The organism is Chroogloeocystis siderophila 5.2 s.c.1 (assembly GCF_001904655.1).
GTDB classification, from domain to species: domain Bacteria; phylum Cyanobacteriota; class Cyanobacteriia; order Cyanobacteriales; family Chroococcidiopsidaceae; genus Chroogloeocystis; species Chroogloeocystis siderophila.
The window spans coordinates 1-22,862 of the sequence record NZ_MRCC01000008.1; the positions used below are offsets into that span (position 1 = coordinate 1).

At 43.2% G+C, this 22,862-nt stretch carries 19 protein-coding genes and 1 pseudogene; 15 read left to right on the forward strand and 5 right to left on the reverse strand.

Annotation, left to right across the window (positions count from 1 at the left end):
• Positions 1-121 precede the first annotated feature (121 nt).
• Positions 122-765 (forward strand): annotated as a pseudogene (locus tag NIES1031_RS10825) (AzlC family ABC transporter permease).
• Positions 766-799: 34 nt separating this feature from the next.
• Complete coding sequence (locus NIES1031_RS10830; protein ID WP_073549417.1) at positions 800-1,084, forward strand: AzlD domain-containing protein; 285 nt, start codon at positions 800-802, stop codon at positions 1,082-1,084.
• Positions 1,085-1,110: 26 nt separating this feature from the next.
• Here the strand turns inward: NIES1031_RS10830 and bchB are convergent, their stop codons facing one another.
• Entirely contained in the window at positions 1,111-2,637 is a 1,527-nt protein-coding gene (bchB, locus tag NIES1031_RS10835; protein ID WP_073549418.1) for a ferredoxin:protochlorophyllide reductase (ATP-dependent) subunit B, read from the reverse strand.
• 528 nt (positions 2,638-3,165) lie between these two features.
• Here bchB and NIES1031_RS24305 point away from each other — a divergent pair.
• From NIES1031_RS24305 to NIES1031_RS26355, 5 genes are all read left to right on the forward strand, one after another.
• Positions 3,166-3,327, forward strand: coding sequence for a hypothetical protein (locus tag NIES1031_RS24305; protein WP_178378108.1), 162 nt, complete (start codon positions 3,166-3,168; stop codon positions 3,325-3,327).
• Between the two features lie 235 nt (positions 3,328-3,562).
• Positions 3,563-5,767 carry a peptidase domain-containing ABC transporter gene (locus NIES1031_RS10840; RefSeq protein ID WP_073549419.1) on the forward strand — a complete coding sequence of 735 codons (2,205 nt, stop codon included), beginning with the start codon at positions 3,563-3,565 and terminating at the stop codon, positions 5,765-5,767.
• A 32-nt stretch (positions 5,768-5,799) separates the two neighbouring features.
• On the forward strand, positions 5,800-7,125 hold the full coding sequence (locus NIES1031_RS10845; protein ID WP_073549420.1) for an HlyD family secretion protein: 1,326 nt from the start codon (positions 5,800-5,802) through the stop codon (positions 7,123-7,125).
• Positions 7,126-7,298: 173 nt separating this feature from the next.
• The gene (locus NIES1031_RS10850; protein WP_218596757.1) at positions 7,299-7,697 is read left to right on the forward strand and encodes a thioredoxin family protein; all 399 of its coding nucleotides are present in this window, start codon (positions 7,299-7,301) and stop codon (positions 7,695-7,697) included.
• Between the two features lie 74 nt (positions 7,698-7,771).
• Positions 7,772-8,047, forward strand: a complete 276-nt coding sequence (locus NIES1031_RS26355; RefSeq protein ID WP_073549421.1) for a Mo-dependent nitrogenase C-terminal domain-containing protein — start codon at positions 7,772-7,774, stop codon at positions 8,045-8,047.
• Positions 8,048-8,483: 436 nt separating this feature from the next.
• On the opposite strand, the gene rph is transcribed toward NIES1031_RS26355, so the two are convergent.
• Entirely contained in the window at positions 8,484-9,206 is a 723-nt protein-coding gene (rph, locus tag NIES1031_RS10860; protein WP_073549590.1) for a ribonuclease PH, read from the reverse strand.
• Positions 9,207-9,408: 202 nt separating this feature from the next.
• Here rph and NIES1031_RS10865 point away from each other — a divergent pair, with 202 nt between their 5' ends.
• Together NIES1031_RS10865 and dcd are read left to right on the forward strand one after the other, a co-directional pair.
• A complete protein-coding gene (locus tag NIES1031_RS10865; protein ID WP_073549422.1) occupies positions 9,409-9,945 on the forward strand; it encodes a P-loop NTPase family protein in 537 nt (178 codons plus the stop codon).
• 50 nt (positions 9,946-9,995) lie between these two features.
• Positions 9,996-10,589 (forward strand): dCTP deaminase, encoded by a 594-nt coding sequence (gene dcd / locus NIES1031_RS10870; protein WP_073549423.1) that lies wholly within the window; start codon positions 9,996-9,998, stop codon positions 10,587-10,589.
• A 133-nt stretch (positions 10,590-10,722) separates the two neighbouring features.
• Here dcd and NIES1031_RS10875 read toward each other — a convergent pair whose 3' ends face one another.
• Entirely contained in the window at positions 10,723-12,246 is a 1,524-nt protein-coding gene (locus NIES1031_RS10875) for a thymidylate synthase (protein WP_073549424.1), read from the reverse strand.
• 61 nt (positions 12,247-12,307) lie between these two features.
• On the opposite strand from NIES1031_RS10875, the gene NIES1031_RS10880 reads away from it, so the two are divergent.
• Together NIES1031_RS10880 and NIES1031_RS10885 are read left to right on the forward strand one after the other, a co-directional pair.
• Entirely contained in the window at positions 12,308-13,771 is a 1,464-nt protein-coding gene (locus tag NIES1031_RS10880) for an amidase (RefSeq protein WP_073549425.1), read from the forward strand.
• 93 nt (positions 13,772-13,864) lie between these two features.
• Positions 13,865-14,443 carry a thioredoxin family protein gene (locus NIES1031_RS10885; RefSeq protein ID WP_073549426.1) on the forward strand — a complete coding sequence of 193 codons (579 nt, stop codon included), beginning with the start codon at positions 13,865-13,867 and terminating at the stop codon, positions 14,441-14,443.
• Between the two features lie 97 nt (positions 14,444-14,540).
• On the opposite strand, the gene NIES1031_RS10890 is transcribed toward NIES1031_RS10885, so the two are convergent.
• Positions 14,541-15,428 carry a DUF2382 domain-containing protein gene (locus NIES1031_RS10890; protein ID WP_073549427.1) on the reverse strand — a complete coding sequence of 296 codons (888 nt, stop codon included), beginning with the start codon at positions 15,426-15,428 and terminating at the stop codon, positions 14,541-14,543.
• A gap of 582 nt (positions 15,429-16,010) precedes the next feature.
• Here NIES1031_RS10890 and NIES1031_RS10895 point away from each other — a divergent pair.
• The gene (locus NIES1031_RS10895) at positions 16,011-16,931 is read left to right on the forward strand and encodes an S-layer homology domain-containing protein (RefSeq protein WP_073549428.1); all 921 of its coding nucleotides are present in this window, start codon (positions 16,011-16,013) and stop codon (positions 16,929-16,931) included.
• A gap of 137 nt (positions 16,932-17,068) precedes the next feature.
• Here the strand turns inward: NIES1031_RS10895 and aspS are convergent, their stop codons facing one another.
• On the reverse strand, positions 17,069-18,856 hold the full coding sequence (gene aspS / locus NIES1031_RS10900) for an aspartate--tRNA ligase (protein WP_073549429.1): 1,788 nt from the start codon (positions 18,854-18,856) through the stop codon (positions 17,069-17,071).
• A gap of 205 nt (positions 18,857-19,061) precedes the next feature.
• Here aspS and glyS point away from each other — a divergent pair, with 205 nt between their 5' ends.
• The 3 genes from glyS (at position 19,062) to NIES1031_RS10915 (ending at position 22,765) form a co-directional block, all read left to right on the forward strand.
• A complete protein-coding gene (gene glyS, locus NIES1031_RS10905) occupies positions 19,062-21,206 on the forward strand; it encodes a glycine--tRNA ligase subunit beta (protein ID WP_073549430.1) in 2,145 nt (714 codons plus the stop codon).
• Between the two features lie 215 nt (positions 21,207-21,421).
• Positions 21,422-22,234, forward strand: a complete 813-nt coding sequence (locus NIES1031_RS10910; RefSeq protein WP_015188056.1) for a carbon-nitrogen hydrolase family protein — start codon at positions 21,422-21,424, stop codon at positions 22,232-22,234.
• A 90-nt stretch (positions 22,235-22,324) separates the two neighbouring features.
• Positions 22,325-22,765 carry a sulfocyanin-like copper-binding protein gene (locus NIES1031_RS10915; RefSeq protein ID WP_143167756.1) on the forward strand — a complete coding sequence of 147 codons (441 nt, stop codon included), beginning with the start codon at positions 22,325-22,327 and terminating at the stop codon, positions 22,763-22,765.
• The last annotated feature ends 97 nt before the right edge of the window (positions 22,766-22,862 follow it).

The following is a 22,862-nucleotide window of genomic DNA, read 5'->3' on the forward strand; positions in this document are numbered from 1 at the left end:
CTCTCTAACTTTTTTTCCTCATCTAAGAATACTTTGTTAGACCGCAACTTGGTATCACGACGAAATTGATTAGCACTACGTAAACTTAGGGGTGGTAATTGGTAAGAGGTAATTGTCACCTATGCAAGACTTTCTCAAAGGTGTCAATCGTGCTTTAGGAGTTGGTGTGGGATACGTTCCAATCGCAATTAGTTTTGGGGCGCTAGCGACGCGATCAGGGCTTTCGGATACTGCGGCTGTCGTGATGTCTGTTTGGGTGTATGCAGGTGCAGCACAATTTGCAGCACTCGAAGGAATCAGACAAAATCTTTCTTGGCTAAGTATTGTCTTAACAATGCTGCTGATGAACCTACGGCATATTCCAATGAGTTTAGCGACCCTATTTTCAATCGATTTGACCGCAAACAGCAGCTATTTCTCGCCCATGGACTTACCGACGAAGCCTTTGCGTTAGATGTCTCTGATAAACCCCGATCGTGGCATTATTACACGGGCATTCACATATTTTGCTGGCTTTCTTGGATACTTGGCACCTGGATCGGCTGTCAATTAGGACAACAAATTTCAGCCCAATGGTTACAATTCGCCCTTCCCAGCTTATTTATTTGCCTTCTCACCGACAACATCAAAACTTGGGATCAGCAGCTAATCTTCACGATCCTTACAGGTGTCATTCTAGTACTAACACTGCAAAATATCGGCACACTCGGTATCCTCTTATCCATCCTTGGAGTCGCTGCCGTAGCAACATTACAAAAATCTTAATCTGCAACCTCTGTGTCTGGATTGGTTCGTTAACATGAATATCTGGATAATCATTCTACTAGCTGGCTTAGGCACCTACCTAATGCGTAGCGTTGGTATTTGGGCAACAAAACCAATACAATCTCCGTGGTTGCATCACATCCCCTTCGCCGTCATTCTCGTTATGGCAATTAGTGGTATTATCGATTTGAGTCAAACACCACAAACAACCAAAAGCGCGATCGCCGCAACCGTCATTGTCATCACCGCCAGCGTCTTCCAACTACCACTTGTTTTACGCATCGTCCTAGGTTGTCTTGTGTTTGGGGCAATAGCCTAAAGTGGGCAACAAGCCCACCCCTAAACTTATGCGCCCACAGCTTCTTTTGCGGCGTACATTACTTCGAGTGTAATTTCGCTTAAACCGCGATCACGGGCAAATTTTTCGGTGTTCCGCTTGACTTTACCCCGCACAAAACCAGGAACTTTATTAAGTTCAGCTTGCGCTTCTTTGTTCCAAGTCAAGTCTGAATCCGCAGAAATTCCCTTGGTAATCACTTCCTTTGTATCATGCCCGCCGAAGATTTCGAGTAAGTGGTCTTCCATTCCTAAAGTAAAGGAATTGTAGACCAAATCAGCAACTTGGTTTGTGCCTTCGTAACCCAAGAAAGGCTTATAACCAATCGGGAAGTTTTGAATATGAATTGGGGCTGCAATCACACCGCATGGTATATTGAGACGCTTACCGACATGACGTTCCATTTGCGTACCAAAGATTGCTGCTGGTTCGACACGGGCGATCGCATCACCAATCGCACCATTATCGTCGGTAATAATCACTTCATCGCAATATTCACTCACCTGTTCGCGAAACCAATCTGCATCGTATTTACAGTAAGTTCCTGCCCAAACAACGTGAATACCCATTTCCCGCGCCAAAATTTTCGTCATCGCCGCCGCGTGCGTATTATCACCAAACACAACAGCTTTTTTCCCTGTTAAATTTTGACAGTCAATCGAACGCGAGAACCACGCCGCTTGTGAAACATACAACGTTTGGTTTTCGATAAACTCTTCGTAATCAACATCCGCACCTTGTGCGTTAATCACCTGCTGAATCTTCCGAATGCATCGGGCTGTTTCTACGACACCCATCGGTGTAATATCGACATACGGTATCCCAAATTCTTGCTCTAGATATCGCGCCGTCATTAAACCGAGTTCACGATACGGTACTAAGTTAAACCAAGCGCGGGGTAAATTCTTTAACTCGTGTACCGAAGCCCCTTCAGGAATTACGGCATTGACTGCAATACCCAAATCAGCCATGAGTCGCTTTAACTCAGTACAGTCGTGCTGATTGTGGAAACCAAGCGTAGAACTACCAATGATATTGACTGAGGGCTTTTCGGTTTTATCTGTGGGCAATTCGCCTTTACGACGGGCTTTATTAATGTAGTACTGCACGATTTGATCTAAAGTCCGATCCGCCGCTTGTAATTCGTTAACGCGATAGTGGTTGACATCCGCTAGCATTACATCAGCTTTGGCTTCGATCGAGGCGCGTTCGACGAAGTTATTTAAATCTTCTTGGAGAATGCTCGACGTGCAAGTCGGTGTTAGCACAATCAAGTCAGGATGTTCTTCTGCATCTTTACGCGTGATGTTGTCTACTACTTTTTCTTGGGAACCACGCGCTAGTACGTTGCGATCAACAATACTCGCGGTGACAGGAGTAAAATTCCTCTCGCGTTCTAACATCGAGCGCATCACATTGAAATAGTCGTCACCCAGTGGGGCGTGCATAATAGCGTGGACATTCTTAAACGAACTGGCAATGCGCAGCGTACCAATATGGGCTGGACCTGCATACATCCAGTAAGCCAATTTCATAAAATTGTCTCCCTTGTGCTGATTATTATCAGTTAATTTACGGCGTTTATGAGATTCTAATTGTCTCAGATTGTCTCAAAGATACAGGGGCATGAGAATAGTAGATGTAACGTCACTTAATCATAACGACTAAAGGCTATAAATAAGAATAGGCAGGAGTTTTAACTTTAGGAAACTGCGATCGCCTGCTGCCTTATATGCAACTATTCTTAATGTTTCGCTATATTCTGTAGTATTCGATGCGCTATATGTGAATAAACCCTACAGACAACGCTTGATTGCACATACATATAATCAATTTCAATTCACAAATAAAGTGAGAAGTCAATAAGAAAAAATGACTTTTTTGTTGCTGAACTTAGTACAAAACAATGCTTTTTTCTAGGAAATAAACTGCATCTATCTTCGCTGAATTCGGCAATCTCATTTACTGATAACAGTAATAAATTTCTTCATCAAGCCGCTTAATCTAAGAATCAAGCAAACGCTACTTTCTGCAAGTAGCAATTACCCAACCGAGAGGATACTATGCTTTCAGTCAACGATGACTCGATGTTTTCTGATTTAACAACCGACGAACAATCTGCGCTTAATGGCGGTTCTTTCTGCCGATATGTCTACTTTTGGAGAAAAGTTTGCTATGGCTTCTATTGCTTCTGGCAGTGGGCTTATGCTTGGCGTTGCTACTAATACCAAATGTTATCGATATAGTGTTAGTTAGTGCAACCTTGTTAAATATCTACCTTACGCAAAGCATCTCTGAGCGAGGTGCTTTTTTTCTGTGTAGTTTTCTGCAATCAACTGTGCTTAATTCTGCGCTCGAATTGGACAAAAGTAAGCGTGTATTTGCTTAAAGCAATCCATACACTACACAAAACAAGGTTCTCAAGCACTTTTACCAGCGTCAGGATCGAGGAATACGCTAATGAAGAAGAAATATCCTTTCATTCAGCAGCATGGCGAAGAAGATTGCGGGGCTGCTTGTCTTGCTTCAGTTGCCAAATACTACGGCTTAAGGATGAGTCTGCGTCACATCCGCGATCTCGTCGGGACTGGACAAAATGGCACAAATCTGTGGGGATTACAGCAAGGTGCTGCAAAACTTGGTTTTAACACTCGCGCGGTGAAAGCGGCACCAGAACTACTCGAACGCATATCAGAAGCACCTTTACCATGTATCATTCATTGGAATGGCAACCACTGGGTTGTTTTGTACGGCAAGCAAGGCAGAAAATTTGTCGTTGTCGATCCAGGAATTGGAGTTATTTATCTCTCAGTGCAAGAGTTAACTGCTGGATGGAAAGATTGGGTGATGCTGCTGCTAGAACCCGATCCGCATCGTTTTAACCAATCTTCTGAGCGTCAAAGTGCAAGTGGTATCCAGCAAATCGTCGCCAAAACCTGGTCGTATCGGGGAATTTTAGGGCAAGCGATCGCGCTGAATACAGTTGTTGGCATTCTAGCGCTTGCCTCTCCGGTTTTGCTGCAAATCCTCACTGATGATGTTCTAACACAAGGAGATTTTCAGTTTCTCAATACATTGGCAATCGCCGTTATGGTACTCATTCTGATTAGTAACATTCTCGAATTAGTACAATCGCATTTAATTACTCACTTTGCGCAACGGCTAGAGCTAAGCTTAGTTTTAGACTTTTGCCAACACATTCTCCGCTTGCCACTTAGCTACTACGAAACCCACCGCAGCGGTGCAATTGTCAGTCGCGTACAAGATATTCAACAAATCAACTATCTGATTTCTCAAGTTATCGTCAATTTACCGAGTCAGTTTTTTATCGCACTTGTTTCGCTGGGGCTAATGCTGTTTTATAGCTGGAAACTGAGTGTTATTGCAGTTGGAGTTGCGATCGCAATGACATTCTCGGTTGTTATCCTTCAGCCGATGTTGAAACGAAAAACACAACGCGCTTTGGTGACAGATAGTGAAAATCAAGGTGTATTAGTTGAAACTTTCAAAGGAGCATTAACGCTCAAAACGACAACGGCAATGCCGCAGTTTTGGAACGAGTTTCAGGGACGCTTCAGCCGATTAGCGACTTTGAATTTACAGACGAACCAAATTGCCATTATCAACAGCAATTTCTCAAACTTAGTCGGTCAATTGGGCGGCATCAGCTTATTGTGGGTTGGGGGATTGTTAGTTATGAACCCCGCAGAACAGTTCACGATCGGACAACTGCTAGCATTCAAGGCACTCAGTGATCGTTTGGTACATTTTATTACAACCGTCATCAACTTTATCGATGAATTAACTCGCGTTCAAGCAGCAACTCAACGCTTAGCAGAAGTCACGGCAACGACTCCTGAAGGCGAAGATAATACTCATAAAGCTGTCGCCAAAATTGCGAAAAATGCGGTAATTGTCTGTAGCAATATAAGTTTTGACTATCCAGGGCGCGCTAATTTAATCACAGATCTGTCAATTCAGATTCCTGGAGGACAGGTGACAGCAATGATCGGACAATCAGGCTGTGGAAAGAGTACACTTGCTAAATTGCTCGCCGGATTGCATTCTCCCTATACTGGCAATATTCGCATTGGTTCCTACAATCAGCAAGATTTAGCACTCGATAGCTTACGACAGCAGGTGATGTTGGTTCCTCAAGAACCCCACTTCTGGAACCGCTCAATTCTCGAAAATTTTCGTCTGGGCGTACCAGATGCTTCATTTGAGCAGGTTGTTGCTGCGTGTCAAATTGCGGGAGCCGATGAATTTATTAGTAAACTGCCCGACAAGTACCAAACGATTTTAGGTGAATTTGCGACAAATCTCTCTGGAGGACAGCGACAAAGACTCGCGATCGCCCGCGCACTTGTTCGCAATCCGGCGGTGCTGATCTTAGATGAATCAACCTCAGGGCTTGATCCTACGGGTGAAATGGAGTTGCTAGATCGCTTGCTTGAGCATCGTTGCGGTCAAACCACAATCGTCATTAGTCATCGTCCTAGTGTTATTCAACGCGCAACTTGGTTCGTTGTCTTAGAGAATGGTTGTTTAAAATCTCAGGGAACGCGATCTGACGTGTTCGCTCAAGGCGATCGCCATCTTGAAGCACTGTATTCGACTGATGCAAATTTGTCTAACAGTTCGTTAGCGCGTGCCGTTTACTAGGCGTGTCCATCTCTCATCTCTCTACAACTATCATGACAAGCAGCTATTTAGATTCACTTCCTCACATTCATAGCGATGAGTTTCTGCCTTCAGTCGGTCGCTGGTCTTCACTTAGTGGATTGATTCTTGTTGGTACGCTCGGCGTTGCCGTCGGACTCGCGTCGGTGATGAAATACAACGTTGCCGTTAAAGCGAAGGCGGTTGTGCGTCCGGCTGGTGAGTTGCGTGTTGTACACGCCGAAATGGAGGGAACAATTCGACAAATTGAGGTAAAAGAAAATCAATTGGTGCAGCAAGGCGAGGCGATCGCGTTTCTCGACGACACAAAATTGCAAATTCAAAAAAGCCAACTCCAAGGCAGTATCCAGCAAAATCAACGACAGTTGAATCAACTCGATTCGCAAGTGCGACTGATCAATGCGCAAAGTCTTGCTGAATCGCATGCAATCGACCGCGCAGTTATTGCTGCCCAAGCTGAAGTCTCTCGCAATCAAAGCGAATTTACAGAAAAATCGCGCTCTACCCAAGCCGATTTTGAAGAAGCGCAGGTTGCTTTGGAGCTAGCAACAAGTGAGTTTAATCGATACGCACAGATAGCAGAACAAGGAGCAATTTCGCAACAGCAATTCGTAGAAAAGCAATCAGCAGTGCGATCAGCGCAGGCTAGACTCGCGCGATCGCAAGCTCTACTATCACCTAGTGCCGCCTCGATTAATATTGCCAGAGAAGCAATTGCACAGCAACGGGCCAGAGGTGCTGCGACACTCGCCAACCTCAATCGCGAACGTGAAGCCTTGGTACAACGGCAAGCCGAGATTCAGGCGCAACTTATCCGCGAGCAAAAAGAACTCGAACAAATCGAGCAACAGATCGCGCGCAATGTCATTCGCGCAACAAGCAATGGTGTTGTTTTCCGGCTCAATTTGCTCAATCCCAGCCAAGTTGTACGTGCGGGAGATACGATTGCTCAAATCGCTCCGTTTGATGCTCCTTTGGTTATTAAAGCCCATATTGCTAACCAGGATGTTGACAAAGTTGTGTTAGGGCAAAGCGTATCCTTGCGCATTGAGGCTTGCCCTTATACCGATTACGGAACATTGAAGGGTAAAGTGACAGAAATTTCGCCCGATACGAGTTTTCAGCAAAGCGCTGCGGGTGAGACTTCAAACAACACACAAGGAACGAACAATAACTCTACCTATGCAGTCACGATCGAGCCAGAGCGATCGCAATTTGGCACTCATCAACGGCAATGTCGGCTTCAGTCGGGGATGGAAGCATCTGCTAGCATTATTTCTCGACAGGAAACTTTCCTTCAGTTTGTCTTAAGAAAACTGCGAATTTTCAGCGCTCTTTGAGAGTTAGCAGTTTTCTACATTTCTCTTGTCTGAAATCGGTTACGGACTCTTCAAAAAAGTTGATGATTTTTGAAATAATCATTGATATATTGTGGACAAGCTGATTGCTTAACTACATAGCTTTAGCAATTTAGTATTCACACTTTACCTATTTTTAAAAACAGGAAAAATCCATGCTGAAAAACATTTTGAATACTCTCAAAAATCAAATGTTTAATGCTTCATTAAACGGAGAATTTGTCCCAATACAAATTGATACCGCTGAGGTTGAGCGGTTTATACAAGAAGTTAATGAAAGCGAGTTACCTGTTCTTGTGGATTTTTGGGCGCCTGGCTGTCAACCGTGTGAAATGCTGTCCCCAATCGTCGATAAAATTGCTACACAATATAGCGATCACCTGAAGCTGATTAAAATTAACGTTGAAAAAAGTTTTAGTATTCCTATGCACTACAATCTAGACTGTTTTCCAACACTACTCATGTTTAATGCAGGACAAGTAGTCGAAAAGATTGTGGGTACAGTACCTGAAGCTGTGTTAATGAAAGTTATCCGTAAGCATTTAGCAACTTGAATACAGTTCATAGAGAGATTAGTCAAACTTCTGTTACTAATCTCTCGCTATTTTTTACTTATACTCGGAATATTATGATTTTCACCTTAATCGCCTTACCGCTTAATCTCCTAGATGTCGTGCGAAAATGGCTAGATTCAATACAAATTTGCAATCCAATTGCTGCTCAATTTATTTGTAAACTTATTCCAGCACGTTGTCCTTTTGAACGAACAATCTATTTTTTCAATTGCTTTATGATTCATATTCCACCCTTATGCAATTTCAATCCTATCTATCAACAGTTGATTTCTCTGCGTCTGAGAGCTTTAACTTATTTGTTTGAAGTAGAGGAAGAAAATATTTCTTAATTCAAATTTCTCTTTTTAGAGTTGCAATTCTTCGCTGCACTTCTGCTCTTATATAACAGTTAGCGATTTCTTCTGTTAGCTCTTAGCTTTTTTAAAAGCTTTATCGAGTAATACATTTACTCAATATACTTATCCTAAGCTGAATGCGTTTTACTATACTACTTTACTTTTAAGTTGCTACAAATAGGCAGCAGAGGAGCCTGCGCCGTACGGGGGTTTACCCCGTTGAGGCAACTGGCGTGGGCAGAGGAGAAATGATTTGTAGTTTTTATTTAGTGAAATGGTGTTGCATATCTAGCAAATCTAAGGCAAAACGGTATTATAGCCTTCGTCAATAGAGTTAGGACATTATTGAAGCTCATAGCGATTTTCCTCACTAGAGCTTAACTTTGACCTCTGCTATAAATGAGTTTCTTGCCAAACTCTTGTTCATAATTTATCCTTTACCAAGTGCCTGACGTTGTGCTTCTAGTAATTCTTGAATACCTTTTTCGGCAAAATCCATGATTTGATTCATCTGATTCCGGCTAAAAGTTCCTAATTCTGCGGTTCCTTGAACTTCGATAATGCCAAGATGTTCATTCATGACCACATTGAAATCAACTTCGGCGGCGACGTCTTCAACGTAGTTTAAATCTAAGAAAGGTTCGCCTTGCAATAATCCTACCGAAACCGCTGCGACTTGGTGAACGATTGGCGATCGCGTTAAAACTCCTTGCTGTAATAACTTATCCATCGCGTGCGCTAGCGCAACAAATCCGCCACTAATTGCTGTAGTACGAGTCCCAGCATCGGCTTGCAACACATCCGCATCAACTGTAACTGTGCGTTCTCCCAATGCTGCAAAATCGAGCGCGGCGCGCAAGCTGCGTCCGATGAGTCGTTGAATTTCTTGCGTTCGTCCAGAGAGTCGCATAAATTCACGTTCTTGGCGTTGAGGAGTTGCACCAGGAAGCATTCGATATTCTGCGGTTAACCAACCTCGACCCGAGTCAGTTAAAAATCTGGGGACTCCTGGCTGAATTGAAACGTTACATAAAACTTGGGTATCGCCGCATTTAGCCAAAACTGACGCAGCCGCGAAGCGCGTAAAGCCAAGTTCAAAGCTATGAGGACGCATTTGGTGTGATTGTCGATGATCTGGGCGTTGCCAGGACATTGCTGTTGCCATATAAGACCTTGATTAGAATACAGCACATATGGTGTTGGCGGCAGCAGTGCGATCGCAAAACATATTAGGTTAAACTACTACTCTATGACAGTTGACGTAGAAACATATCTAGTGTTTTATTAAAGGACAAATAGAAGAAGTACACTATATATCTGGCTGTTATTCCTCACACCCCACTCAAAATTGCGCTATGGTTGCCCAGCTTGAAAATCCAGCCTTAAATTCGACTTGCGGTTCACTTTATCCGGTGGAAGGGTTGGTGCAAGTGTTTACTTGCTCGCACCGCAGTTTCTTTACAAACGTAATGGCGCAAGCTTTGCGAATTGCTGGACAAGGAACCCCAGTTTTAGTAGTGCAGTTCCTCAAAGGCGGGATTAACCAAGGACACCAGCATCCAACGCGGCTAGGACAGCATCTAGATTGGATTCGCTGCGACTTACCACGCTATATTGATACACCACAATTGGGCGAGACAGAAAATCAATCGTTATGTCAATTGTGGCAATATACACAGCAAGTAGTACTAGAAGGAAAATATTCGTTAGTTGTCTTAGATGAGCTAAGCTTGGCGATTAATTTTGGTTTGATTGCGCTAGAAGAAGTTTTAGCTTTGTTAGACCAACGCCCTAGTCATGTAGATATTATTCTCACAGGACCCGAAATGCCGCAACCACTGCTTGATGTCGCCGATCAAATTACGCAAGTGCGCAGAAGCGATCGCCCATAATCAACAAATCAAGATATTCTAGTATTTCGGTTGCGATTACCTAGGAAACCGTGATTAAAAACGACGTTTGGATTTCACAAATGGCACAGAAGGGGATGATTTCGCCTTTTGAGCCTACTTTAATTCGACAAGTACAGGAAACTACGTTATTTAGACCTGTCATTAGCTATGGTCTATCTTCTTACGGTTACGATATTCGGCTTTCACCAGTTGAGTTTCGCATATTCCGGCATGTTCCTGGAACTGTCGTCGATCCTAAAAATTTTAATCCGCAGAATTTAGAACCAACGCAACTGCATACAGATCGTCATGGCAGTTATTTTATTTTGCCTGCACACTCGTACGGTTTAGGCGTTGCTTTAGAAAGATTAGCAGTTCCAGAGAATATTACAGTAATTTGCATAGGTAAAAGTACTTATGCACGTTGCGGTATAATTGCAAATTTAACTCCTGCGGAAGCTGCATGGCGGGGTCATTTGACTTTAGAATTTTCTAATTCTTCGAGTGCGGATTGTCGTATTTATGCGTCGGAAGGTGTCGTACAGTTACTCTTTTTGGAAGGAGAACCTTGCGCGACGAGTTATGAAACTCGTAAAGGTAAATATCAAGATCAGCCGCAAGTTGTAACGTTGGCTAAAGTATGATTTTTTACGTTATGGGTATAATGTTTTACGAACCACAGAGGAGGACACAACCGTAAGGGGCGGTTTCCCGAAGGAAGCAAAGTATCCGTGCACAGAGAACACCGAGATAAGAATTAAGGAAAGAGGTAGTAAGTTATTTAAGTTTGGTCTTTGATGAACTTAGTATAAAAGATTTATCTTGTTGATAATCTTGTTGTAGAGATAGAGCTATTTCGGCTTTTTGTAATTCGGTTCCTAAATACATCGCGTGTTCGACTTGTAAAGCTGGACAAGCTGCTGCAATTTGCTTGTAAAGTTGGGTTGCTGATTTACCAACGTAGCAATTAACAACTTCTCCGCTTCCTGGTGTCATGTGTTCGACAATGATTTGGTTATTCTGAATATTAATGACGAAACTACCTGAAGGATCTTTGTAGTCTCTTTTTTGACAAATTTTAGGATATTGCGTTTGAATAACTTGCTCGGCATTTTCCCAACAATCGGAATATATATGTGCACTTTGACTAATTGTAATTAAAGGTCCCATTTGTAAGTTGTAGTCTGAATGATTCGCGATTTCATTACGAATGTGCTGTTGCAAAGCCCTTAAGCCCATTGCATTCGCAGCCCATGCCGAAAACATATCATTACTGCGAAATGTTGCGGTTAAAGCAAGTTCATTTTCTATAACTCTTACCCAAATGTGATTTAGACAAGGGGGGCTGCTATTATCTTCATGATCTTCTACATCCCATAAAGACATGACGGCTCTAGCTGAGTCAATATCTTTAATAAGTTTTTGAATAACTTGTTCTATTTGATCGCGTCCAAAGTGCGATCGCAGTCTTTGCCCATAAGTATATTTCACACCTTCTTGATGCGGTGCGTCATCTAAAATTTGAGAAACATATTCTTGAATAAAATTTTTACTACATGGTAAAAAATTCGGTTCAGGAAAATAGAAATCTTCAGGTTCATCCGTAACGATCGCCATCAAATCAATTAACTCTTGCCACTGTCCATCGTAACCAGTGGGTCGAATTGTCCCAGTCGTTTTGATGCGATGAATGATTTTTACCCAAGTCTCAGCAATTGTTTTTCCTTCAATGCGATGACCATAACGCACTCCTGGTAAAACAGTCGGTTCAACTTGAGTAATCGGAAACTCTAAAGGTATTCCCCAAGGTTCTATATCTTTTGCAGCATAAGTCTGTACGTAAGACACAGCTTCGTTAATTGAACTCGCTTCTTGATAGGCGATCGCTTTCCTTAATTTCTCCAGTGCTTCCGCTGCAATTTCGATATCAATATAACCAGTAATTTTTGAACGAATGACCCAAGTTTCGCGCCCAGTGTCGCTGTAACCTTTCTCGAATCCATCACGAAAAAAGTCTAATAGACAAGTTCCTGCGCCAGAGTTTTTATCTTCTTTGGTAGCATTCAGTACGACTAAAAAGCGGACGTGAGGATTAGCGAGTAAATTACGAATTAGGAAACTAATACCCCGCGTGGGAGAATACAACTGTCCGATCGCAGCATATTCGTGCGGATGGAGTTTTTTGGCGATCGCTTGTTTTAATGTCCATCCTGTGACAACTGCGGTTTGCCCAGTACCATAAAGCAACTGGTTAGGCTTATACAATGGTTTGTAAGTAAAATGCTGTGTAGTTCCTACCATGAGTTTTGGGCGAGGGGTATCAAATTTTTTAGCCTATCATATTCGAGCGAGAAGCTAGTTGATGAGCGATCTTGTCTTTACACCTGCATACCAGCTGGCGCAAATGATCCGCCAGCGAGAAGTTTCAGCAGTTGAAGTGTTGGATGCATACATAAACCAAATTGTCAAGCATAACGGTCAACTTAACGCGATTTGTACTCTAGATGAAAGCGCCCGCGATCGCGCCAAACTTGCGGATCAAGCCCTCGCACGCGGCGAAAACTGGGGTGTTTTGCATGGCGTACCCATCACAATTAAAGACTGCTTAGAAACCGCTGGACTCCTCACCACGGCTGGCTATAAACCATTAAAAGACTACGTTCCGCAAGACAATGCAACCGCTGTCGGGCGACTACGCGCGGCTGGGGCTATCATTATCGGTAAAACGAACCCTGCAAAACTCGCAGGAGATTTTCAAACTACAAACGATTTGTTTCCCCGTGCGAATAATCCTTGGAATTTGAACTACACGCCAGGTGGAAGTTCTGGCGGAACTGCGGCGGCGATCGCAGCAGGATTTTCACCGTTAGATCTTGGAAGTGATATTGGCGGTTCAATTCGTCAACCATCGCATTTTTGCGGTGTATTTGGACTCAAACCAACGGATCGCCGAGTATCTACCGCAGGTCATATTCCCGAAGTTCCAGGAATACCGCGATGCATTCGCCAGATGCTAGTAGTAGGCCCAATTGCGCGTTCGATTGAAGATCTGCGCTTATGTTTTTCATTAATTGCTGGGGCTGATCCGCGCCAACCAGAAATCCCACCGATTCCACTCGATACACCAAATTTTCAAATCCGTCTTGCTTGGATCGATGAACTTGATTTGTATCCAGTTGCGCAAACAATTAAAACTGCACTCCAGTCAGTTGCCCAAAAATTAACGGATACTAAGATCGTTGTCGAAAATTGGGTTCCCAAGTTTAATTTTGCTTTGGCTTGGCAAGTATACTTTGCACTTTCTGCTTACATTTCACCACACCAACAACCGTTTAATCTTGATTTTGTACGCAACTCGTCTTCTTTGATGTTACGCGAAGCAACACAAGGTAATCGCACATTACGTCAGCGCAGCAACGTTGCTAGAATTGGCTTTTCAGCGTTTTTTAATGCCAATCTCAAAAATTATTTTGCAGCTTTAACTGAACGCGATCGCTTAATTGCGCAAATGGATCGCGAACTTGAACCTTATGATGCACTATTGTGTCCTGTCGCGATGACACCTGCATTCACGCACCGCGCTACAGGGACAGCGATTGAAATCGATGGTAAAAACGTCCCTTATCTTATGGCATCAGGAGCGTATACAATTCCTTTTAGTTTCACAGGTCATCCGGTTGTTGTTATCCCGATTGGACAAACTGAAGATGGATTACCGATGGGAATGCAAATTGTAGGACAGCGGTGGTGCGAGATGAAACTACTCGCGATCGCACAACAGTTACACCAAGTTATCAATGCTTTTCAACATCCTCTCAGTTATTGACGCGATTCGCGCTTGAAGTAGTTACCTTACTATATGAATAAAACTCCCGATCAATAAATTGTTTGAATTCCAATAGCAGGAGCAACTCTAATTATGGTAAAAACTGCTTCAACAATGTTGCCGTTAGGGACTAAAGCACCACACTTCGAGTTACCAGATGTCGTAACTGGAAAAACAATTTTGCTCTCAAGTTTTGCTGGAAAGCCGCTGCTGGTAATGTTTATCTGTCAGCACTGCCCATTTGTCAAGCACGTCAAATCAGAACTCGCCAACTTAGGCAAAGACTACGCCAATAGCGATCTAAAAATCGTTGCGATTAGCTCTAACGATATCAACAAATATCCAGATGATGCACCAGAACAATTAAAAGTCATGGCTGAAGAAGCTGGATTTTTGTTTCCAATCTGCTTCGATGAAAACCAAGAAGTTGCTAAAGCTTATACTGCGGCTTGTACGCCAGATTTCTTTTTGTTCGATGCGGATCAAAAGTTAGTTTATCGGGGTCAGTTAGATGATAGTCGACCAAGTAACGGTATCCCCGTAACCGGTAAAGATTTACGTGCAGCAATTAATGCGCTACTAACAGGGAAAACAGTTGATTCTAACCAAAAACCTAGTATCGGCTGCAATATTAAATGGAAACCTGGCAACGAACCAAGTTACTACGGTTAGAACATAGCAAAAAACAAGTCCTTGAACACATCAAGGACTTAATGCTTCTATCAGTTTAAGGTTAAGGAATCAGATGATTAGGCACTTTCAACGTCACCTAACTTTTTTGGTCAACATTTAAGTTGCCTGATTTACCTAAATCCAACTCCTCCTTACGGATTGTTTCTTGTGCGTTAACAGTCTCTTGATCCACAACTTTTTTCACCTTGACTTCTTCACGCACAAAAGCTTCTTTTTGAACGTCTGCTGCTTCTTCATGCAATTCTACACGGGCAACTTCACCCTCGCGGAAAGCATCACTTCCAGGAGTCGCGACAGCTTGAGTATTGGTAGGGGTTGTGCGTTCCACTACGACTTTTTCTTTTTCTACAGGTATCGAGACTTGCGCGGTTTCGGTTTCTACCTTTTTACCAATCGATACCTCGCCTGCTTTCCTCCGGGTCTTATTAGCGACTAACCGCTCTTCATAAAGCTTAAGCGATTGCTGGTCTTGCCGATTCATGTTGTATAAATCAGCGTCATGTTGGTAGTCGTAGGTATCGCGATTGTATTCTGTATTCGCGCGGGGCGCGACAGCACCTGCTGTAGTCGCTGTAGGTGCATCTAAGGATGCTGTTGATTCTAGCGTTTGTGGACGATATACTCCACGTACGCGCTCTTCATAATCGTAGTCTACGCGCAAATCGTCGCTAAATTCGGGTAAAGCTTCGACTTGCTCTTTTGTTAAGCCTGATGCGATAACTCTTCTTGCACTTTGGTCAATCCGCGCACGACCGACGGGTAATAAAACTTCTTTACCGAAAATCCAGAAACCTGTATCAACCACAAAGTAGCGAAAGTGTCCGGCTTCGTCTACCAAGATATTTTTGATAGTACCAACATTCTCGTTGTTTACGTCTGTGTAAACATCAAATCCTTTAATATCGCTACCGTCAAAACTATCGCGATAGTCAGGATCGAAATCTTCCAGTTTGTAAAGAACCATGTTGTACCCTCCTGTTGATTTCATCTATTAACTAGCCTAGAAAGTTATTGTGTTAATCCATCTTTCTGAGGTAGGAGTTCAATTTTAAAAAATTCCTATCTCAGGGTTGTGTATATCGATGAACTACACGGACAATACACGGTGACTATCAAGCAGGAGTTAGCAAAAATAATGCTATTTTTAGTAAAAGTAGCCAAGCGATCAAGCTTTACTCTTTCTTTGGGTATATTACGAAAATCCATTTAAAGATAGAACTTCGTTGAGAGCTTATGCTAATAATCGTTGCTGTAAAAGTTCTAACTGAGAATACCAATACAATTTAGTACAGCAATCAAAGAATGTCTCTTACCAACTGTAAAGAAAGGCTATCAAAGCAACGGCTGCTCACACACAGCATTAAAGAAAACTTTTGAAGGCTTAGCTTCAAGATATCAAGGAAAAGTCATAAATACTCTGAAAAACTTGCAATTTATTTAAACACGTTATCAAGAAACCCTTTCTATCGAGAGAGGGAGAAGATTAAAAAGGTAATAAAGGTATTTTTAGATTAAGAACAAAGCTTTTGAGAAGGAATGTGTAAGGATGTCTAGCTTTTCCACAAAAGATATAGCACTATTAAGTTTAGGATTAACTGTAGTTGCTCCGTTAGTTAGTGTTGCACCAGCGATCGCACAAACAACTTTTCCTGATGTACCTCAAAATTATTGGGCACGACCGTTCATCGAATCACTTACAGCACGAAACATCATTGCTGGCTATCCTGATGGTACGTTTAGACCCGAACAAGTAGTGAAACGGGATGAATTTTCAGCGCTTGTGCGTAGGGCTTTTGATGCTGAACAAGTCCGAGATATTCCTGATGCGAGTACGTTTAATGACGTCCCTGAAGGATACTGGGCAAATCCGGCAATTCAAGAAGCCTACGAGCAAGGCTTTATGGAATCTGAAAATAACAATTTCCGCCCCAGAGAAGAGATTGAACGAGCAGAGGCGCTTGTAATTTTAATGCGAGGATTGAATTTAGCACCCGCACAAACAGCTACCGCCGCACCGCAAACAACTGCAGGACAAACAACACGAGCTACTCGCCGCGCGCAAAGAGGTACAATTCCGTTTGCGATCGCATCCTTAATGCAACCTGTATTTAGCGCAATAAGTCAAGTCGCACCCGCACAAGCATCGCCACCTGAAACAACAACCCCGCCTGACACGCAAGCCGCAGTTAGCCGCCCACCCTCGGAAATTGTCAGTACCTACTACGTTGATGCGGCACAAATTCCCCCAAACGCAGTTGAAGAGGTTGCTAGAGCTACGGAAGCCAATATTGTTGTGAATTATCCTAACGTACGCGTTTTGAATCCTACTGAACCTCTAAGCCGCGCCAGCGCAGCTGCGTGGATTCATCAAGCATTAGTTCGTCTAGGTAGAATTGAGCCTCTCACTCCAAATGTAGAAGCGACAAAATATATCGTTGGTCGTTCTACGTTTGAAAATCAGCAATAGGTCATTGGTAATTGGTAATTGGTAATTGGACGTTCATAAGTTTATTACCTATTACCAACCCATTACCAATTGAATTTGTGGTTGCTTGAGGTAAAAGGAAATTTAAATCAGTTTATCATCTATTACCAATTACCACCTTAAGCTTTGGGCTTATACGTCGAAACAACCTGCAATTCCTTCAACTGCTTGTCATCCACACTCGAAGGCGCATCGGTTAACAAACACCGTGCTTGTTGTGTTTTGGGAAACGCGATGACATCCCGAATCGACTCTTCGCCAGCCAGTAACATCACCAAACGATCTAAACCGTAAGCAATTCCGCCATGCGGTGGTGTTCCATAATCAAACGCTTCTAAAAGAAAGCCAAATTTATTTTGTGCCTGCGCTTGCGAAAGTCCAATTGCGTCAAAAACTTGTTCTTGAATTTCGCGTTGGTAAATCCGCAAACTTCCACCACCAACTTCGACACCATTTAATACCAAATCATATGCTTGGGCGCGGGCGGTTTTAAGATCGCGCAAGTCATCAGGATGCGGCGCGGTAAAAGGATGATGCAGCGCTTCTAAACGCTTTTCGTCGGCATTCCACTCAAACATCGGGAAATCTGTCACCCATAGTAAGTTAATTTTATCAAGGTCGATTAACCCTAATTCGCGTCCAATAACTAGCCGCAATCGATCTAAAGTTTTATTAACAGTTGCAGTATCACCAGCACCAAAAAGTAACAAGTGCCCTGCTGTTGCACCTGTACGCTGCAATAATTCTTGCTTTTGTTCAGCGGTGAGATTGTCTTTAATCGCGCCAATGGTGTCAATCTCACCGTCATCGCGCACGCGAATGTAAGCTAAACCTTTAGCACCAGCTTCGATGGCTTCTTTGAAGAGATCGCCGCCAGGTTTAATCCGGACATTAGAAATAATGTCATTTCCGTGAGGAATTGGCAGAACTTTCACAGTACCACCAGCGGCGATCGCACCTGAGAATACTTTGAAGCCAGAATCTTTTACTAAATCGGAAACATTAACAAGTTCCAACCCAAAGCGCGTATCCGGTTTATCACTACCATAACGTTCCATCGCTTCCATCCATGTTAAACGCGGGAAAGGACGTGGAAGTTCGATTCCTTTAACGGTTTTGAAAATATGACAAACTAAACCTTCGTTGAGTTCGAGAATTTCGGCTTGTGACATGAAACTCATTTCCATGTCGAGTTGTGTAAATTCTGGTTGTCTGTCGGCGCGTAAGTCTTCATCGCGGAAACACCGTGCAATTTGATAGTAGCGATCGCATCCTGACACCATCAGCAATTGTTTAAATAACTGTGGTGACTGCGGTAAGGCAAACCATTCACTTGGATTAACGCGACTAGGAACAAGATAATCGCGTGCGCCTTCGGGTGTAGAACGCGTCAGAATCGGTGTTTCAACTTCAATAAAGTTGTATTCGTCTTCGAGGTAACGCCGAATTGCTTTGACAACTTGGTGACGCAACTGCAAATTTCGACTCATGCGACTCGTGCGGATGTCTAAATAGCGATATTTTAGCCGCAAGTCTTCGCGCACTGTTTCGGTATCAGATGTTGCGACTTGAAAGGGTAATTGCTTGTGTACAGCGTTGAGAAGCTTTATTTCATCGGCGTAAATTTCGATTTCACCTGTAGGTAGGCGTGGGTTAAGCGATTCGGGCGGACGCTGGGTGACTCTTCCGGTAATCTGGACGACGTATTCGTTTCGCAGTGCGTTAGCTTGCGCGTAAGATCCTGGTGTACGTTGCGGATCGCTGACAATTTGCACAATGCCAGTACGGTCGCGTAAATCTAAAAATATCACGCCCCCATGATCGCGGCGACGGTCTACCCAGCCATTTAGGGTGACAGTTTCTCCAATATTTGAGGAACGCAATTCGCCGCAATAGTGAGTTCGCATAGTTGCTTGAGTTTTGTCGCTGGTGATTAAATAAGGTAACAGTTGTCAAAGTCTTTCTATATATCTAGCATCTGCTGAGAAAACAGACACAGATCTAGATATCTTACTATGAATCAGGCTAACGATTACCAACTCCTTACCAATTACCAATTACCAGGTGGCGCGATAAACTGTTGAAACTGGAATATATGTAGTTTAATTTCTTATGCCTAGTTTTTTATTGGAAGTTGGTACAGAGGAATTACCTGCGGATTTTGTGGGAAGTGCGATTCAACAATGGCGATCGCTGATTCCGCAGAGTTTGCAAGACAATAGTTTGTCGGCGAGTTCGATTGACGTTTACGGTACTCCTCGACGATTAGCAATTGTGATTCAAGGATTACCCACGCAACAACCAAATCGCGAGGAAGAAATTAAAGGTCCACCCGCCCAAGCGGCGTTTAAAGATGGACAACCAACGAAGGCCGCGGCAGGATTTGCCAAGAAGCAAGGCGTTGCACTTGAAGCGCTGGAAATTCGCGCTACAGATAAGGGTGATTTTGTCTTTGTACAGCAGCGCATCCCTGGACGACCGACTGCCGAAATCTTAACAGAATTAGTCCCACAGTGGATTACGAAACTCGAAGGTAAACGCTTGATGCGGTGGGGTGACGGCGATTTGCGGTTTGTGCGACCGATTGTCTGGTTAGTGACGTTGCTCGATGATGCTGTATTGCCTGTAGAGTTAGAGAATGGTTCAGAAAAGATTAAGAGCGATCGCTTTAGTCTCGGGCATCGCGTCTTATCGCCAGAAAAGTTAGTAGTTGACCATCCTAATAACTACGTAGATATACTACGACGTGCTTTCGTTGAAGTCAACCCACAGCAGCGACAAAATCAAATTCAAGAACAGACACAAGCTGCTGCCCAAAAAGTAAAGGGAACTACGCAGATTTATCCTGATTTATTAGCAGAAATAACGAATTTAGTAGAATTTCCAACTGCCGTTGTTGGTAATTTTGATGATGAGTTTTTGAACTTACCTACGGAAGTCATTACAACGGTTATGGTGACTCAGCAGCGATACTTTCCTGTATTTAAAGCTGATAATTCTGACGAGCTTTTACCATACTTTATTACGATTTCTAATGGTGACCCAGCAAAATCAGATATTATTGCTGCGGGTAATGCAAGAGTAATTCGCGCTCGATTAGCTGACGCTCAATTTTTCTACAAAACTGATTTATCAAAACCATTAGAAAGCTATTTACCACAGCTAGAAACCGTCACTTTTCAAGAATATTTAGGTTCAGTTCGCGATAAAGTCACGCGATTAAGTAAGATTGCTGAACTTGTTTCTACACAATTAGGGCTATCAGAAAATGAGCGCGACTTAATTCAACGCGCCGCTTTGTTATGCAAAGCTGACTTAGTGACACAAATGGTGTATGAATTTCCCGAACTTCAAGGAGTTATGGGGCAAAAGTATGCTTTGGCAAGTGGCGAACCTGAAGCCGTAGCCACCGCAATTTTTGAGCATTACTTACCACGCGGCGCAAGCGATCGCTTACCAAGAACCATTACAGGTCAAGTCGTTGGTTTAGCCGACCGACTCGACACGTTAGTCAGTATTTTTGGCTTGGGAATGATCCCAACAGGTTCATCTGATCCTTTTGCTTTAAGACGTGCCGCCAATGCCATAATTAATATTACCTGGAGTGCCAACTTACAACTTAATTTACAGCAGCTATTAGAGCAAGTAGCTACAGATTTTGTCACCGCGCATCCTCAAGCGCGATGGGATGAATTAGTACACCAACTCCAAGAATTCTTCTTACAACGCCTGCGCACTCAATTACAAGAGGAAACAGTTGATTATGATTTAGTGAATGCTGTTTTAGGAGATAATGACTTTGAGTACAAGTTGCGAGCGCTACAAGATTTACTAGACGTACGCGATCGCGCTTTATTTCTCCAATCCATTCGTAACAATGGTGAGCTTGAGAAAGTTTACGACACGGTAAATCGTTCAACAAGATTAGCTGCGCAAGGAGATTTAAATACTACCGAGTTACATCCACAATTAATCAATCAAGAACTATTTCAAAAATCATCCGAACAAGCATTTTATGATGCCTTGGTACAACTCGAACCAAGAACAATTGCTGCCCGTACTTCGCGTGATTATCAACAATTGATAACAGCATTAGCAGAAATTGCCCCTAAAGTAAGCAACTTCTTCGATGGACCAGACAGCGTTTTAGTGATGGATTCTGACCCAGAAATTAGACGAAATCGCCTAAATTTACTAGGACTATTACGCAATCATGCCCGCGTGCTAGCAGATTTCGGTGCAATTGTCAAAACTTAGCTTCATTCACTATATATCAATTAAATGTAGAATGCCAAAGATGATGTAATTAAGTAAACAAGCTGGTAAGTGGTGATTGACAATAATATGAGGTCAACTTCCTACTACCCATTACCCATCGCCTGACCTCAAAATATGATATTAAGTTAGGATCGCCTTCTCCTAAAGCTCTTCTACCGTCTTTCTACCCTATACATAAATTTTATTACCGATCAATGAAGCCTTATCTTGCCGCCGCAATCCAAATGACGAGCCTGCCTAACTTAGAGAAAAACTTAGTTCAAGCAGAAGAATTAATCGAACTTGCTGTGCGTCAAGGTGCCAAGTTAGTGAGTTTGCCAGAAAACTTTTCTTACTTGGGAGAGGAAACAGCAAAGATTGCGCAAGCAAGTGCGATCGCTCAAAAGAGTGAAAAATTCCTCAAAACAATGGCACAGCGCTTTCAAGTCACAATCCTGGGTGGTGGGTTTCCCGTACCTGTAGACAGTACAAAAGTCTACAATACTGCTTTACTCATCGATCCTAGTGGTCAAGAACTCTCGCGCTATCACAAAGTTCATCTGTTTGATGTCAACTTACCCGACGGTAACACCTACCGCGAATCAAGTACAGTGATGGCAGGAAACCAACTACCCCCTGTATACGCTTCCAAAGATCTCGGCAATCTCGGACTTTCGGTGTGCTACGATGTAAGATTTCCTGAACTTTACCGCCACATGGCACTCAAAGGCGCAGACATTCTTTTCGTTCCGGCTGCGTTTACAGCATACACCGGAAAAGACCATTGGCAAGTGCTACTGCAAGCCAGAGCCATCGAGAATACTTGCTATATTATCGCCCCAGCACAAACCGGACAACACTACGCCCTGCGTCAATCGCACGGACACGCAATGATCGTCGATCCTTGGGGAGTCATCTTAGCCGATGCTGGAAATTCGCCAGGAGTTGCGATCGCGGAAATTAACCCAACGCGCTTAGACCAAGTCCGCAGACAAATGCCATCACTGCAACATAGCGTGTTTTTGTAGGAGCGAGGAAGCGAGGGGTGAGGGAAGAATAAATTCGCTATCGATTCTAGAATTTAAATAATTATCGAGTGCGTTTATGAGGTTGTCAAGTTGAAAATATTGCGAAGAATCTTACTGATTGGGACATTATTATTCTTTTTGATTGGTGGTATTGAAGAGAATGCGATCGCACAATCAAATACAGCAACCCAAGTCAAAGTGATCGAAACCGAAATGGCAATTGAACTATTACCATCAACAGTACCTGCGGGTGCCATCAAATTCATTGCCTACAACCAAGGTCAACTTCCCCACGAAATGGAGATTGTCAAAACTGATTTACCACTCGACCAAATGCCCATCAAAGACAACCGACTCGACCGCAAAAAAGTCGGCGAAAAAATCGATGAAATCGAAGCCGAAGATCTTCCCAGCGGTGCAACAGCAACACTCCTCACCAACCTCCAACCTGGAAGATATCTCATCGAATGCAACATTCCAGGACACTTCCCAGCCGGAATGAAAGCCGAACTCTTTGTTGAGTCAAGCTAACACATTCTCGACAGCAAAAATACTCTGCGCTCTTTGTTTCTGGAATTGCTGCGCGTCTACATTAAAAAAACGGGTAGCCCGACGACCACCCGCCCCA